At 72.9% G+C, this 14,786-nt stretch carries 17 protein-coding genes; 3 read left to right on the forward strand and 14 right to left on the reverse strand.

The features are described 5' to 3' along the window. The 3 genes from VE614_RS22385 to VE614_RS22395 all read left to right on the forward strand — a co-directional run. A partial coding sequence (locus VE614_RS22385) for a helicase-related protein (RefSeq protein WP_324939992.1) occupies positions 1-404 on the forward strand: 404 nt, incomplete at its 5' end. 46 nt (positions 405-450) lie between these two features. Next, on the forward strand, positions 451-855 hold the full coding sequence (locus tag VE614_RS22390) for a CBS domain-containing protein (RefSeq protein WP_324939995.1): 405 nt from the start codon (positions 451-453) through the stop codon (positions 853-855). A gap of 54 nt (positions 856-909) precedes the next feature. After that, positions 910-1,218 carry an SCO5918 family protein gene (locus tag VE614_RS22395; RefSeq protein ID WP_324939999.1) on the forward strand — a complete coding sequence of 103 codons (309 nt, stop codon included), beginning with the start codon at positions 910-912 and terminating at the stop codon, positions 1,216-1,218. Between the two features lie 100 nt (positions 1,219-1,318). On the opposite strand, the gene VE614_RS22400 is transcribed toward VE614_RS22395, so the two are convergent. The 14 genes from VE614_RS22400 to VE614_RS22465 all read right to left on the reverse strand — a co-directional run bounded on the left by VE614_RS22400 (position 1,319) and on the right by VE614_RS22465 (position 14,783). Beyond that, on the reverse strand, positions 1,319-1,678 hold the full coding sequence (locus tag VE614_RS22400; RefSeq protein ID WP_324940002.1) for a hypothetical protein: 360 nt from the start codon (positions 1,676-1,678) through the stop codon (positions 1,319-1,321). Positions 1,679-1,825: 147 nt separating this feature from the next. Next, positions 1,826-2,839, reverse strand: coding sequence for a CHAT domain-containing protein (locus VE614_RS22405; protein WP_324940005.1), 1,014 nt, complete (start codon positions 2,837-2,839; stop codon positions 1,826-1,828). A 134-nt stretch (positions 2,840-2,973) separates the two neighbouring features. Further along, entirely contained in the window at positions 2,974-4,233 is a 1,260-nt protein-coding gene (locus tag VE614_RS22410) for a lytic transglycosylase domain-containing protein (RefSeq protein ID WP_324940008.1), read from the reverse strand. A 76-nt stretch (positions 4,234-4,309) separates the two neighbouring features. Continuing rightward, positions 4,310-5,074, reverse strand: a complete 765-nt coding sequence (locus VE614_RS22415) for a hypothetical protein (protein WP_324940010.1) — start codon at positions 5,072-5,074, stop codon at positions 4,310-4,312. Positions 5,075-5,118: 44 nt separating this feature from the next. Next, on the reverse strand, positions 5,119-5,667 hold the full coding sequence (locus tag VE614_RS22420; protein ID WP_324940013.1) for a nuclear transport factor 2 family protein: 549 nt from the start codon (positions 5,665-5,667) through the stop codon (positions 5,119-5,121). A gap of 26 nt (positions 5,668-5,693) precedes the next feature. Beyond that, positions 5,694-6,323, reverse strand: a complete 630-nt coding sequence (locus tag VE614_RS22425) for a hypothetical protein (protein WP_414719626.1) — start codon at positions 6,321-6,323, stop codon at positions 5,694-5,696. A gap of 92 nt (positions 6,324-6,415) precedes the next feature. Continuing rightward, on the reverse strand, positions 6,416-6,928 hold the full coding sequence (locus VE614_RS22430; RefSeq protein WP_324940016.1) for a hypothetical protein: 513 nt from the start codon (positions 6,926-6,928) through the stop codon (positions 6,416-6,418). Beyond that, a complete protein-coding gene (locus VE614_RS22435) occupies positions 6,925-8,217 on the reverse strand; it encodes an MlaD family protein (protein ID WP_324940019.1) in 1,293 nt (430 codons plus the stop codon). Before VE614_RS22435 ends, VE614_RS22430 begins: the two co-directional genes overlap by 4 nt. Next, the gene (locus VE614_RS22440) at positions 8,214-9,437 is read right to left on the reverse strand and encodes an MCE family protein (protein WP_324940072.1); all 1,224 of its coding nucleotides are present in this window, start codon (positions 9,435-9,437) and stop codon (positions 8,214-8,216) included. The genes VE614_RS22435 and VE614_RS22440 overlap by 4 nt, the downstream gene beginning before the upstream one ends. A 50-nt stretch (positions 9,438-9,487) precedes the next feature. Beyond that, a complete protein-coding gene (locus VE614_RS22445; protein WP_324940022.1) occupies positions 9,488-10,510 on the reverse strand; it encodes an MCE family protein in 1,023 nt (340 codons plus the stop codon). Then, positions 10,507-11,670, reverse strand: a complete 1,164-nt coding sequence (locus VE614_RS22450; RefSeq protein ID WP_324940025.1) for an MCE family protein — start codon at positions 11,668-11,670, stop codon at positions 10,507-10,509. Before VE614_RS22450 ends, VE614_RS22445 begins: the two co-directional genes overlap by 4 nt. Continuing rightward, entirely contained in the window at positions 11,667-12,725 is a 1,059-nt protein-coding gene (locus VE614_RS22455) for an MCE family protein (RefSeq protein ID WP_324940028.1), read from the reverse strand. The genes VE614_RS22450 and VE614_RS22455 overlap by 4 nt, the downstream gene beginning before the upstream one ends. Next, on the reverse strand, positions 12,722-13,975 hold the full coding sequence (locus VE614_RS22460; protein WP_324940032.1) for an MCE family protein: 1,254 nt from the start codon (positions 13,973-13,975) through the stop codon (positions 12,722-12,724). The genes VE614_RS22455 and VE614_RS22460 overlap by 4 nt, the downstream gene beginning before the upstream one ends. Position 13,976: 1 nt before the next feature. Continuing rightward, the gene (locus tag VE614_RS22465) at positions 13,977-14,783 is read right to left on the reverse strand and encodes an ABC transporter permease (protein WP_324940035.1); all 807 of its coding nucleotides are present in this window, start codon (positions 14,781-14,783) and stop codon (positions 13,977-13,979) included. Positions 14,784-14,786: the final 3 nt, after the last annotated feature.

Raw genomic sequence — 14,786 nt, forward strand, 5'->3', positions numbered from 1 at the left:
CCACCAACGTCGCGGCACGCGGCATCCACGTCGACCACCTCGACCTCGTCGTCAACGTCGACCCGCCCACCGACCACAAGGACTACCTCCACCGCGGCGGCCGCACCGCCCGCGCGGGCGAGTCCGGCAGCGTCGTCACCCTGGTCACCCCCAACCAGCGCCGCGGCATGACCCGCCTCATGGCAGCGGCCGGCATCGTCCCGCAGACCACCCAGATCCGCACCGGCGAAGAAGCCCTGCACCGCATCACCGGCGCCCAGACCCCGACCGGCATCCCCGTCGTCATCACCACACCGATCGACGAACGCCCCAAGAAGCGCGGCACCACCTCCCGCGGCCGACGCCGCCCCGCCGCAGCCCGCCGCGCACCCCTGCAACAGTCCACAACCAGCACGCCCGCATAGAACCGTCGCGATCAGGAAGCAGACCCATCTCCGCAGGAGGCACCCTTTGACGCTGGTCCAGACGCAGACCCGCCCCGCGATCGCCCACCCCGTGCCCGGCACGGTGGCCGGCGTCATGGACGCGGCCGGACCGCAGGTCTGGTACGACATGACCGTCGAGGTCGCGCTGTCCGTCATGGCCGCCGCCCATACGGAGCATCTGGTCGTCTGCGACGAGGACGGCCTGTGCGTCGGCCTGGTCACCCGGGCCCGGCTCACCGCCGTCCAGGACGGCTCCGGATACACGGACCGGACCCGCCTGGGTGATATCACCGACGGCAGCGGGCCCTTCCTCTCACCTCTGGCCACGAGGGCCGAAGCCGAGGACGCGATGCCCTGCGGGCGGCTCGGGCCTGTGCTCGTGGTCGACGAACACGGCAGCGCCCTGGGCCTCGTCGCCCTCTCCCGCTGAGCCGCTTCACGGCGGCCGGCCCCGTCTCCGCGCCCCTTCTCCCTGTGAGGCATCATGCGCTGTGTCATCGCCCGCTTCCCGTTCGACCTGACCAAGAGCGGCGTGCTCGAATCGATGAAGGGCATCAAGCCCGAACCGATCACGGCCGACTCCGTGATCATCGGGCGACGTCACTACCCCGCCAAGCAGGTCGGCCAGGTCATCACTCGCCAGGACCGCCGTGATTTCAGCGCCGGCGAGGTTCTGCGGGCCATGGCCCGGCTCGGCTTCACCTGCCGCACCCTCCCCGAGGCGGCACCCGCGCGCGTCGAAAGCCCGTTGCAGCGGGCGTCCGCGATGCTCGGCACTCCCCCGTCCGTCTGACCGACGCACCAGGCGCGCGCTGACACCACACCAGCGGTGAGGGCCCGACCGGCGCCGGTCGGGCCCTCACCGCGTGCCGTGCGCTCGGCGCGGCGGCGGGTCAATGGTCGGAGTAGCTGAAGTCGCCCACAGTCCAGGCGATGACGTCCTCGATCGCGACGCGGTACATTCCGCCCGTCTCCGGGATCCCCACCGTGCCCTGCAGGATCCGCGCGACGTGGAAGTGCAGATGCGTCGGCGGCCCGTCCTTCTTCGCGGGGCTGCCGAAGACGGCGGAGAACTCGCCCAGCTGGGCGGAATCCGTCAGCACCTCCGACACCCGCTTCCTCCACATGGCTTCGGGAGCCAGTCGACCGGTGATGACGGCACCACCGGTGACCACGGTCAGGGACATCTGACTGCTCTGCCCTGACTCCACAAGGGCGGCGATGTCAACGATCAGCTCGTCAGGCTTCGACATAAGATCGGATTCTATGCGGCGGCCCGTTCGGGCGGCACGGGCGGTGCCACTACCAGGCGAGACCTCTGGAGGGTACCGGGCCCGATGACGAACCGGCCGACCGTGATGTCCGCGGACCGGACGGCGTCCTCTGCCCCCTCCTGGGTCTCACTCAGCGGGGAGCAGCCGCGCGCAGGGGTCTCCGATCCCGGTGAACAAGGCCCAGGACGATGTCGGGAGGCCTCGGCCGAAGAGGTCACGGCGGGCTGACTTCAGGGCGTCGGACACCGTCTGCCCCGCGAGGAGGTGAGCGTAGAGCCGCTCCGTTCCGGCCCGCGTCACCCGGTCGTCCACCGGCCAGTTGCAGCCGAGGACCGCGGCGGCTCCCTTCAGCAGGAACGCGGCGCTGACACCGAAGGTGTTCCCGTACGCTGCGTCCGTCCCCTGCTGGGCGGATTCGCACGACCCGAAGACATATACCGCGCCCTCGCGTGTGGGGGCCTGGGCCAGTTCCGCGACGGTGAGTGGACCGTCGGCGAGGAGAAGGTGGCTCGAGGGCGGGTCGGTGCGCAGGAAGCACCGCCGAGCAGGGCGGCGTTCCGCAGCAGGGACGGCGTCCGGCACAGCGCGAAGTCCAGGCCGAGCCTGCGCCCCCCCGGCCCCGAGCGCCTCCCAGGGGACGGACGGGATACCGGGGTCGGCGGACACGACGACCGTGTGCGCGCCACCGTCGTCCAGAGCGGACAGCAACCGGTCCGGCAGCAGCAGCCCCGTGAGGCGCTCGACGATGTAGTCCAGCTCGTCCTCGGGGAACTGGGTCAGTACGGTCTGCAGCGCGTCCAGGACGACGGGATTGAGGTGAGTGGCGAAGCGGAGCACCGCACCCTCCCCTGTCAGGAGATATGTCACCAGCTCGTTCTCGTCGCGGTCCAGCCAGTAGGCGAGGCGGGCTGTGCCATCGGGCCAGGGGCTCTCGCTCAGGGATTGTGGTGCCGCGTTCAGGAAGGAGCGTGGGCGGAAGGCCGGTGACACGGGGGCCCGGCGCAGTGGGCGCAGCCGGTCACGGATCTCCCGGGCCCGGGACTCCCGGTCGCGCTGTCGCAGGTCCCTGGCCTCGAACAGACAGGCGATGAGGTTGCTGCGCGCCGACTGCCCGCCAGTATCGCCCGGTGCGCTGTCCACTGTCAGTCGGTTCCACGTTGTTCACAGGTCGATCGAGGCCGGCTGCGAGGTCTTGGAGTTCCACGGACAGCACCGCTTCGCCGCCGGACTTGGCCGCTCGGGCGAAGGCGGAGCGGATCGCCAGGTACGGGGCTTCACCCGGTCACGTCGGTCGGGCACGACGACGGCCCCGGGGAGGCGCTCGGGTCGGGGGACGGGGTGGCGGACTCCGTGGCGCAGCCGTCCGGCTCGGTGGGCGACGGGCTCGGCTCGGCCGTCGGGTCCGGTGCGGGGGACGGTGACGGGCTGTCCGTGGGCTGCTCGCCGGACGACTCGGACGGCGTCGGGCTCGCCGGGGGCGTCGTCGGGGCGGAGGGGGCCGGGGAAGCGGGCGTGGGGGCGGGGGTCGGCCTCGGCGAGGGAGCGGAGGGGGACGGCTCGGGGCTGCCCGGCGGGGCCGGGTCCGGGCCGACGACGATGCCGCCGCCGTCGCCTCCCGCGCCGCCTCCGTCCGCGCCGTCGGCGGGTTCGGCCGCCCGGGTCTCGCCACCCGCACCGGGGCTCTGCGGGATCACCCCTGTGCCGTCCGGTACGGGGTGGACTCCCCGGCTGTAGAACTCCAGCCAGTACCTGACCAGTTCCAGATAGGGCCGCGAGCGGTTGTAACTGAGGATCGCCCCGTCCAGGTCCGCACCCCGGCCCAGGTCCCGGTCGCCCGCGCACAGGTAGTGTCCGGCCGCCAGAGCCGCGTCGAAGACGTTGTTCGGGTCGGCCCGGCCGTCACCGTTGCCGTCCGTGCCCCAGCGGGTCCAGGTGGAGGGCAGGAACTGCATCGGCCCCACCGCTCGGTCGTAGACCGGGTCACCGTCGTGGGATCCGCCCTCCGTGTCCCGGATCAGGGCGAAACCGCGGCCGTCGAGGGCGGGGCCGGTGATCCGGCGCACGGTGGTGCCGTCCGGGCCGACCGCACCGCCGCCCGCGTGGCCGGATTCGACCTTGCCGATCGCCGCGAGCAGTTGCCAGGGCAGCCGGCAGCCGGGGTCGGTCCTGCCGACCGAGGTCTCGGCGGCACGGTAGGCGCGCAGCACGGTGGCCGGGATGCCGGACTGGGAGCGCAGGCCGCGCACGACGGCCGGGGCTGCCGTACCGGCCTGGCTGATCAGGGGCGGCAGTTCGGTGTGGTACGAACCGTCGCCCGGCGGAGCGGGTTCGGCAGGCAGGGCGTACGGGGCGTCCGTGGCCGGTCGGTGTTCCTCGTCGGCCGAGGGTGCGGCGTGGGCGTCCTTCGCCTCCCCGGTGAGGCCGGGTGCCTGCGAGGCGGTGAGGGCCGCCACGGCCGTCACGGCGAGGGCGGTGGTCCGCAGTCCCCTACGGGCCCGGCCGGGGTGCGGGCGTCGTGCGCGGCGTAAGGACATGGCTGCTGTCACTCCGTGGGTGTCGTGGGCTTCGCGGTCGCGCGCTCGGTGGCGCGATGGCGTGGTCGCGTGGTCCTCAGCGGCCGAAGGTGTCGATGCCGGAGACGAGCCACCGTCCGTCGCGGCGCACGACGTCCAGGGCGAGCATCGCTCCCGCGTACACGCCCTCGTCCTGCTTCCCGCGGGCTGCGGCGGTGCTGACACTGCTCTGGTCGGCGTAGACCAGGACCCGGGCCCGGTCGCCGTCGATGCGTTCGACCGCGCTGTCGGTGACCGTCGTGGTGATCACCGCCTTCTGCGCGTCGGCCCGCGAGCGGACGTCGGCGAGCAGGGCGCGGTGCTGGGCGACGGCCTTCCCGGTGAGGAGGCCACCGGCGGCCTTTTCGAGTGCGCCGGGGTCGGTGTGGTCGTAGGAGAAGAGCCGGTCGACGGCTCTGGCCGTCTGTCCCTTGATCTCGCTGGTGCGGGCGAGGTCGGTCAGGGCGGTGTTGCGCAGCGCGGGGTCGTCCCGCAGCGCCTCGGCCCTGGCGTGCGCCCAGCCGGCGAAGCCGCCGAGGAGGAGGGTGAGGGCGCAGAGGAGCGCGAGGGCTGTCCGGCGGTGGGGGCGGGCGGGGGTGGTCTTCCGGGTGGCGGCCGTGGCGCCGCCCGCCTTCCGGTCCCGTGCCGCCTCCGGGGCCACGACGGCCGTTCGCGCGGACGGGGGCCGCACGGCCGTGACGCCGGTACGGGCCCGGTGTGCCGTCTGCTCCGGCTTCCCCGGCTGCTCCTGGGAGGCGGCGGGCCGGGTGTCGCGCGCCTGGCGGCGCCGCTCGCGGTTGATGTGGTGGCGGGTCGTCGACATCGTGCGGTCCTCTCGGTGCGGGCGGCTTGCGCGGACGAAAGCGGTCAGCCGGCCGATGCGCCGCCCACGGGGGCCTGTCCCAGGGCACTGAGCCGCCACCGGCCCTCGGTGCGGGTGAGTTCGCCGAGCATGCGGCTGTCCTTCTCGGTCTTCGCGCCGTCGGACGCCTTGACGGTGACGCGCAGGGCGATCAGCACCCGGGCTCGCCCGGCGCGGTCGTCGAGCTCGGTGACGGCGCCCGACAGCACCCGGGCCGTGGTGACCGTCTTGGCCTCCTTCACCTGCTCGGCGAACTCGGTGCGCCCCGCCACCAGTTGCTCGTGCAGCTCGCCGGTGGTGGACGACTCCCACAGGTCGAGGCCGTCGTCCAGGTCGCGGTGGTCGAGCGTGTTGAGGTTCTGTACGGCCTGCTCGCCGGCGGCGAGCGCCTCGTCCCGCTGCGCGGCGTACGCGGACCGGTCGTCGTGGGCCGCCGCGTACCAGTCCTGGCCCGCCCACGCCGCGAAGCCTCCCGCGACGAGGGTGAGGGCGAGGGCCAGGGCCGTCAGTGGCCGGGGGCGGTTTCCGGCGGGTACACGCAGGACGCGTCCCATGAGGTTCTCCCGTCTTTCGCGCACGGTCAGCGGGCCTTGAGGCCGACGATCCGCCAGCGGTCGTTCACCAGCCGTGCCGTGACGGTGAGCTGGGCGGCGGCGGTGGTGGCCTCGCCGTCGCCACGGCGGGAGGTCTGGTCGAGGAACACCAGCAGACGCGCCCGCTCCCCGTCGAGTTCGATCACCCCGGTGCGTACGGCCTCGGTGCTCAGCGTGACCCGCTGATCGGCGAGGTCGTCGCGGACCTGGGCGAACAGGTCCCGGTACTGTCGGGCGGCGCGGCCGTCGAGCACGGCGCGTGCGGAGCGCTCGGCGGTCGCGGTGCCGTCCGGGGTGTAGGAGAAGACCCGGGCGAGGGCGTTGTCGATCTCCCCGGCGACACGCGCGGTGGCCTCGGTGTCGGTGAGCGCACGGTTGCGGGCGGCCTCCGCCGACCTCAGCTGGTGGGCGGCGTAGGAGAAGCCGCACCCGGCGGCGACGAGCACCGCGACGATCCCTGCCGACACGGCCCGACGCCACCGGCCGCCCGGTGACCTGCCGGATTCCGAGCCCGCCTCCGGCCCGGAGGGCACGCCCTGGGGCAGCCCGGACTCTGCCGCGGAGCCGGCCGGCTCGCCCTCGGGCACCTCGGGTTCCGGCGGCGCGGGTTCTGTCACGGGCGCATCGTCCTTGGCCGCACCGTGGGTGGAACCGCCCGTTCGGGGTCGGGTGAGGGCCGGCGTCGAAGCGCGCAGCGGGCGCGTGCGTGTCATCGGTCGTCCTCCCCGTGCCCGGCGAGCGGTACCGCGTTCAGGGCCCGTACCTTCCACTCCCCCGCGTCCACGCGGGTCAGGACGGCCTCCAGGCGTTTGCGGTCGGTGGTCGGCCGCTTGGTCCCGGCCGGGGTGACCTCGACGCTGACGGTGGCGATGAGCTTGGCCGTGCCGGTGCGGGTGTCGAGCGCGGTGACGGCGGCCTCGGTGACCGTGCCGCGTGCCGAGGCGCCCGCCCTCGGCTGCGTGCGGCCCAGCGCGTCGCGCAGCGGCCCGGTGGAGGCGTCGCGCCAGGCCCGGATGCCCGCCTCGGCCCGCTGCCGGGTGGAGGCGTCCAGCGTGGTGAGGACGGCGACGCCCTCCCGGCCGTCGGCGAGCGCCTGGTCGCGCTGCCGGCCGTAGATGAGCGCGTCGTCGGTGCGGGCCTGCGCGTACGTCCACGCGCCGGCCCCGCAGAAGCCGACCGCCAGTGCGAGTCCCGCCCCCGCCAGAAGCCTGGCCCCCCTCATCGCGTGCTCCCGGTGCCGGGGAGGAGGAGGTCCGTCATGTCCTTCGGCGCCGCCCCGGCCTGGCCGGGCAGGGCGAGGGCGCCGGGCAGCGGGGCGGAGGCGCTGCCCGGCGGCGCCGCCCGGCCGCCGCCCGCGCCGCCGGACGGCAGGGAGCCGGGCCTCGCCGGGTCGGGCACCGGGCCGCCCCTGGGGGCGTGCGCCGAGCCGCGTACGTTGAAGCCGTCCGCGGCGGAGGAAGCACAGGCCGCGTCGGTGTTGAGGGCGGGCGCGGTCCCGAGGTCGAGTCCGTTGCGGTAGCGGGTGGCGCCGTACCCGGCGGTGCAGGGCAGGGGCTGGAAGAAGGTGACGGCCATGCCGAGGTTCAGCTTCCCTCCGTCGACGGCGGTGGCTCCGGCGGAGACGGCCGCCGGGTACTTCACGAGCAGTTCCTCCAGGCCGCGCTGCCGGGTGACGGCGATCTCGGAGGTGGTGAGCAGGTTGGCGAGGACGACGCCGAGGCTCGGATCGAGGTCCCGCAGGACTCCGCTGACCTGGGTGGCGGCCTCGGGCGCGGTGGCGAGGAGGCGGCGCAGGTCGGCGTCGGAGCCCTTGAGGGTGCGGGCCAGTTCCTTCGCTCCGACGGCGAAGTCCCGGATGGCCCGGGTCTCCTCGGCCTGGGTGCGCAGCACGGTCTCGCCGTCGGTGAGGAGCCGGGTGGTGGCGGGCAGGGCGCGGTCGGCGGCGTCCACGAAGGCGCCGCCGCTGTCGAGCAGTGCCTGGAGGTCGTCACCGTGCCCTTCGAAGGCCTCGCCGAACTCGTCCACGACCGTGCGCAGGTCCTCAAGCGGTACGGAGCGGGTCAGGTCGTCGATGCTGGCGAGGACATCGGTGACGGGCGCGGGAACCTGGGTGTCGGACTGTTCGATCCGGGCGCCGTCGGCTAGGTAGGGGCCGCCGTCGCTCTGCGGGCGCAGGTCGATGTACTGCTCGCCGACGGCGGAGAGACCGGCGACCACGGCACGGGTGTCGGCGGGGATGCGCGGGGCGGACTTCTTGATGCGCAGTTCGGCGACGACGCCGTCCGAGGTGAGGCCGATCGGGCCGACGCGTCCCACGGAGACGCCCCGGTAGGTGACGTCGGAGTGGGTGAACAGGCCGCCGGTGTGCGGCAGTCGGACGTCGACCGTGTAGTGGTCGGCGACGCCGGCGTACCGGCCGAGGTCGGCGTAGCGGATGCCGAGGTAGGAGAGGGCGAGGACGGCGATGAGGAGGAAGGCGAGGTTCTTCAGCCGAACGGCGAGGGTGATCAACCGAGTTCACCTCCCGGCGTGGCCGTCCCGGAACCGAGACCGGTACCGGTGGGGGCGGGGGTGGAGACGGAGGGCAGGGGCAGCGGGGAAGAGGTGGTGGGACTGGGCTCGCTCCCCTTGCCGGTGTCCTCGCCGGCCGTCGTGCCGCGCCGCGCGCCGGGCGTCGCGGAGGGCGTGCTCTGCGGCACCAGCGGCGGGATGATCTGCGTTCCCGGCACGGCCGTCATCTCCAGGTAGACGTTGAGGTAGTCGCCCTTCACCCCGCGCAGCACCTCGTCGGTGAACGGAAAGGTGAGCAGCACCTGGAGCGAGTCGGGCAGGTCCGTGCCCGCGTCCGCGAGGGCCTTCAGGGTCGGCGCGATGGCCTTGAGATCGGCGATCATGTCGTCCTTGCTCGCGTCGATGGTGGCGACGGCGACGCCGGAGAGCGTGTCGAGGGAGCGCAGCATGGTCAGCAGCGAGCCGCGTTGCCGGTCGAGCGTCTTCAGTCCGGGTGCGAGGTCGGTGAGGACGGTGGCGACGTCGTCCTCACGGGTGGCGAGGGTCGCGGAAAGCCGGTTGACGGCGTCGAGGGCGTCGGTGATGTCGCCCCGGTGGTCGTCGAGGTCGGTCACCAGGGTGTTGACCCGTTTCAGTACGGAGCGGACCTCGCCCTCGCGGCCGCCGAGGGCCGCGTTGAGTTCCCGGGTGATGGTCTTGAGCTGGTTGACGCCGCCGCCGTTGAGCAGCAGGGACAGCGCGCCGAACACCTCTTCGACCTCGGTGCTGCGGCTGGTGCGGGAGACCGGGATGACGTCACCGTCCGCGAGCCTCCCGGTGCCGGTCTCGCGGGCGGGTGCCACGAGCTGGATGTACTTCTCGCCCAGCAGGCTGGACTGTTCGAGCCGGGCGGTGGCGTCGGCGGGCAGCCGTACCGCGCCGTTGATCTTCATGGTGACGCGGGCCGACCAGCCGTCGAGTTCGATGTCGGTGACCCGGCCGACGGCGACGTCGTTGACCTTCACCGCGGCCTGCGGCACCAGGCTGAGCACATCGCGCAGTTCCGCCGTCACGGTGTACGGGTGGTCGCCGAGATCGGCGCCGCCGGGCAGCGGCAGGTCCTGGATGCCGTCGAAGCGCGGCGGTCCGACGGTGACGGCGCCGAGGGCCAGGGTGAAGCCGAGGCCGAGCGCGAGCAGTCCGCCCACGGTGAGACCGGCGGCGCCGCCCGTGGTGAGCACCCCGCGCCGGAGGGCCGCGGCCGTCGAACCGGCGGTACGGGTACGACGCTTCACCGCTCCCCCTTCCCCGAGGCCGCGGAGCCGCCCGTCGCGGGCAGCGGCAGCAGCGGGCCGCCCAGGCTGATCTCGTTGAGGTTGGCGCGGCCGTCGAGGGTGCGGGTGTCGGGGTTGTAGGCGTTCACGACGTTGCCCGCGGCCAGCGGCGCCACGTCCAGTGCCTCGGCGAGCGAGGCCCGCTGCTCGACAAGGGTCCGGGTGATCGGTACGAGCCGGTCGACGTTCTCCTTCAGCTCGCCCCGGTTGTCCTCGATGAAGGTCTTGACCTGGCCCAGGGCGGTGCCGAGTTCCTCCAGCGCGCCCGCGAGGTCGTCCTTGTTGTCGGCGAAGAAGCCGACGACCTCGTCCAGGCGTTCCTGGGCGGTGCGCACGTCGTCGTCCTTGTCCTTCAGCATGGTGGTGAAGACCTGGAGCCGGCTCAGTGTGGCGAACAGGTCGTCGCTGCTGCCGTCGAGGGTCTTGGCCGCCTTGCCGAACTGCTCGACGCTGTCGCCGATGGCCTCGCCGTTGCCGTCGAGGTTGGCCGCCCCGGTGCGCAGCAGGTCGGACAGGGCGCCGGTGGAGTTGGCGCCGTCCGGGCCGAGCGCCCTTCCGAGTTCGGTGATCGAGTCGTAGAGCTGGTCGATCTCGACGGGGGTGCGGTTGCGCGCGGCGGGCAGGACGGCGCCGTCGGCGAGGGCGGGGCCGGCGCGGTAGGCGGGGGTGAGCTGCACATAGCGGTCGGCGACGACGCTCGGTGCGACGACGACGGCACGGGCGCCCTCGGGCACCCGCACGCCCTCGTCGAGCCGGAGGCCGACCCGCACGGTGGTGCCCTGCGGCCGCACCGACTCGACCTCGCCGACCCGTACGCCGAGGATTCGCAGGTCGGACCCGGCGTAGATGCCGACCGCGCGGTCGAAGTAGGCGGTGAGGCGGATGCCGTCGGAGCCGAGGACCCGCACGGCGGTCAGCCCGGCGGCGACCAGCACCGCGAGGGCGAGGGCGCCGGTGAGGAGTTTCCCGCGTCTGTTCATCGCTCACCGTTCCCCTCGGCGGCAGCCGGCTGATCAGGCGTCGACTGGTTCGGCGCCGGCTGAGTCCGTGCCGGCTGAGTCCGTGCCGGCTGATTCCGTGCCGGCTGTTTCGGCGGCATGCAGCCGGTCGCGGGCTGGGACGTCTCGGGCAGATAGGCGCGGGGGACGACGCCGCACAGATAGCTGTCGAACCAGCGGCCGTTGCCCAGGGTGTTGCCGACGAGGCGGTAGTACGGGCCGGCCAGTGCGAGGGTCTTGCCGAGCTGGGTGCTGTTCTCCTGCAGGACGGCGGTGACACGGCCGAGCGCCTTGAGGGTGGGGCCCAGCTGCTTGTCGTTGTCGTCGACGAGGCCACCGAGTTCGGTGCCGAGCTCCCGGCTGCCCTTGAGCAGCGCCCGGATGGCGTCGCGGCGGTCGCGCAGCTCGCCGAGCAGGGAACCGCCGTCCTCCAGAAGGATCTCGAAACTCGACTTCTTGTCCTTCAGCGTCTGGCTGAAGCGGGCGCTGCCCTGGAGGAGTTCGGCGAGTTCCGTGTCGCGCCGGGACACGGACCTGGACAGCGCGGACAGGCCCTCGGCGGCCTTGCGCACATGCGGCGGGGAGTTCTCGAAGGTCTGGGAGATGGTCTCGAAACTCTCCGCGAGCTGCCGGGTGTCGATGGCGTCGACGGTTCCGCCGAGGTCCTGGAAGGCCTGGGTCACGTCGTACGGGGAGGTGGTGCGGGACAGCGGGATGCGGCTGCCGGGGTCCTGGCGGGCGGAGCCGAGCGGGTCGAGCGCCAGGTACTTGTCGCCCAGGACGGTCTTGATGGCGATGGCCGCGGTCGTCCGGTCGCCGATCCAGGCGTCCTCGACCTCGAAGCCCACCTTCACCTTGGGCCCGTCGAGGGCGACACCGGTGACCTCCCCGACCTTGACGCCGGCGATGCGCACCTCGTCGCCCTCGTCGAGGCCGGCCGCCTCGGAGAAGTCGGCGCTGTAGGCGGTGCCGCCGCCGAACGGCAGCCGGTCCACCTGGTAGACGAGGACGGCGAGCAGGGCGAGGGCGAGCAGTCCCACGACGCCGACGGCGACGGGGTCGCGCTCCCTGACCGGTGTGAGGCGCGGGCGCCGGGCCGCGCCCGGCCGGCCGGTACGGTCGCGCCGTGCGAAGGGGCTCATTCGCGGCACCTCGATTCGGTGATCGCGATGCCGGTCGGCGCCTCCGAGCCGTCGGAGGTGGTCACTCCGCTCACCCGTGCCTCGCAGAGGTAGAGGTTGAACCACGATCCGTAGGAGGACAGCCGGGCCAGGGCGGACATCTTGGCGGGGGTGCGGTCGAGGAAGTCCTCGATCTGCGGGGTGTGTTCCGCCAGGCCCGTCGACAGCCGGCCCAGTTCGCGGATGTCCTGTTTCAGCGGCGCGCGGCCGTCTTCGAGGAGTCCGGCGGTGACGGTGGTCAGCTCGCCCATGGCCTCGACGGCGTCACCGAGGGGTTCGCGGTCGTCGTTGAAGCCGGTGACGAGGGACCGCAGGGTGACGACCAGGTCGTCGAAGCCGTCCTCGCGCTCGTTGAGGGTCCGCAGGACGGTGCTGAGGTTCTCGACGACCTCGCCGATCACCTCGTCCTTGGCGGCGACGGTGGTGCTGAGCGAGCCGACGTGCCGGATCAGGCTGTCGACGGTGGCGCCCTCCCCCTGCAGCACCTGGACGATCGAGCCGGCGAGTTCGTTGACGTCCTTCGGCGAGAGCCCTTCGAACAGCGGCTTGAATCCATTGAAGAGCAGGGTCAGGTCCAGGGCGGGTGTGGTGCGCTCCAGCGGGATGATGTCGCCCGGCCGGAGCGTGCCGGTGAGGTCGCCGCTGCCGCGGTCCAGAGCGACATAGCGCTGGCCGACCATGTTGAGGTACTTCACCGCGGCGGTGGCCGAGCGGGGCAGCCGGCGGTCGTCGCGGACGGTGAAGGTGACCTGCGCGTTGCGCCGGTTCACGACCCGCACCTCGGTCACCTCACCGACCTTCACTCCGGAGATCCGCACGCTGTCGCCGTCGTCGAGGCCGGTGACATCGGTGAACAGGGCCTGGTACGTGTAGGTGCCGCCGCCGACGCCGGTGTCGGCGACGCTGAGGCCGAGCACGGTGGTGGCGAGGCCGGTCACCACCACGAAGGCGAGTGACTTCAGCAGCGGCCCGGCCAGGGAGCGCCGCCGGGTGTGGGCGTGGTCCGGTGCGGTCATCCGAGGGTCACCTCCGTGCCGCGGAAGGCCGGCCCGGCCAGCATGCTGCTCCAGTCGGGCAGCTCGCCGGGGGGCCGGCCGGCGGCGGGGGCCAGCAGTTCGTTGACGAGGTCGTTCTCCTGCGGGGTGTTGGCCGGGCCCAGCTCGTCACCGGTTCCCGGATACGCCCGTACGGCGGGTTCGGGGGCGGCGCCCAGGTAGGGCACGGGGTGGCAGCGGGGGCCGCCGCCGGAGTCGTAGACCGGGGTGTCGCGGCCGGGGCGGTAGGCGCCGCGCGAGGGGACGGTGGTGACGTCGACGTGGATGCCGGGCCGGTCGGTGCCCTTGCCGAGCGCCTTGTCCATGGCGGGCACGAACTCGGCGAGGGTACGCAGCGTGCACGGGAAGGACGGGGAGTACTCGGCGAGCAGCTCCAGGGTGGGCCGGCCGGAGGCGCTGAGCCGGATGATGTTGTCCGCGTTCTGCTGGAGGAAGGCGGTCATGTCCTCGGCCGTCCGGGTGGTGGCGCCGAGGGTGCGGGCGAGCTCGGCCTCCTGCCCGGCGAGGGTGCCGCTGGTGGTGGTGAAGTCGGTGAGCGCGGTGAGGATGTCGGGTGCGGCGTCCGCGTAGACATGGCTGACCTTCACGAGTTCCTTGAGGTCGCGGTTGAGCGTGGGCAGCTGGGGGTTGAATCTCCGCAGGTGCGCGTCGAGCCGGGTGAGGGTGTCGCCGAGCCGGTCGCCGCGGCCCTCGAGGGCCTGGGAGACGGCGGACAACGTGGCGGACAGCTTCTGCGGCTGGACCGCGGTGAGCATCGGCAGCACGTCGTCGAGGACCTGCTGGAGTTCCACGGCGTTCGTGGAGCGGTCCTGCGGGATGACGGCTCCGGCGGCCAGCGGGCGCGGCGAGGGGCGCGCGGGCGGGACGAGGGCCACGAACCGTTCGCCGAACAGCGTGGTCGGCAACATCTGCGCGTGCACGTCGGACGGCACCCGGTCGAGGACGCCGGGTTTCATGGCGAGGGTGAGCCGGGCGCCGTCGCCGGTGGCGTGGATGGCGCGGACCTCGCCGACGACGACGCCGCGCAGCTTGACCTCGGCGCCCAGGTGCATCTCGTTGCCGACGCTGCCGGTCTCCACGACCACCGGGTCGGAGGCGCTGAACTTCTTGTCGTAGACGGCGACGGCCAGCCAGATCAGCAGGGCGGGCGCCAGCAGGAATGCCACTCCGGCGCAGCGGCGGCGCAGTGTCTCGCCTCGTGGTCGGCTCATCTCACCCCGCCACCTTCACGGTCGTGGTCGCGCCCCACAGGGCGAGCGACAGGAAGAAGTCGGTGACGCTGATCAGCACGATGGCGTTGCGCACGGACCGGCCCACGGCGACGCCGACGCCGGCCGGGCCGCCGGTGGCGCGGTAGCCGTAGTAGCAGTGGGCGAGGATCACCAGCACGCTGAAGATGAGCACCTTCAGCACGGACAGGAGCACGTCCGTCGGGGAGAGGAACAGGTTGAAGTAGTGGTCGTAGGTGCCCCGGGACTGGCCGTTGAGCAGGACGGTCACGAAGCGGGAGGCCAGGTAGGAGGAGAGCAGGCCGATCACGTAGAGCGGAATGATGGCGACGACCCCGGCGATGACGCGGGTGGTGACCAGGTAGGGCATGGAGCGGATGCCCATGCCTTCGAGGGCGTCGACCTCCTCGTTGATGCGCATGGCGCCGAGTTGCGCGGTGAAGCCCGCGCCGACGGTCGCGGAGAGGGCGAGTCCGGCGACGAGTGGGGCGATCTCGCGGGTGTTGAAGTAGGCGGAGACGAATCCGGTGAACGCGGCGGTGCCGATCTGGTCGAGGGCCGCGTAGCCCTGGAGTCCGACGACGGTCCCGGTGAAGAGGGTCATCGCGATCATCACGCCGATGGTGCCGCCGATGACGCCGAGCCCTCCGGTGCCGAAGGCGACCTCGGCGAGGAGGCGCTGCACCTCGTTGAGGTAGCGGCGCAGGGTGCGCGGGGTCCACAGCAGGGCCCGGGTGTAGAAGAGCAGGTGGTCGCCGGAGCGGTCGAGCCAGGCGAGTGGGGAGGCCATCGC

Source organism: Streptomyces sp. (genome assembly GCF_035645055.1).
Classification (GTDB): Bacteria; Actinomycetota; Actinomycetes; order Streptomycetales; family Streptomycetaceae; genus Streptomyces.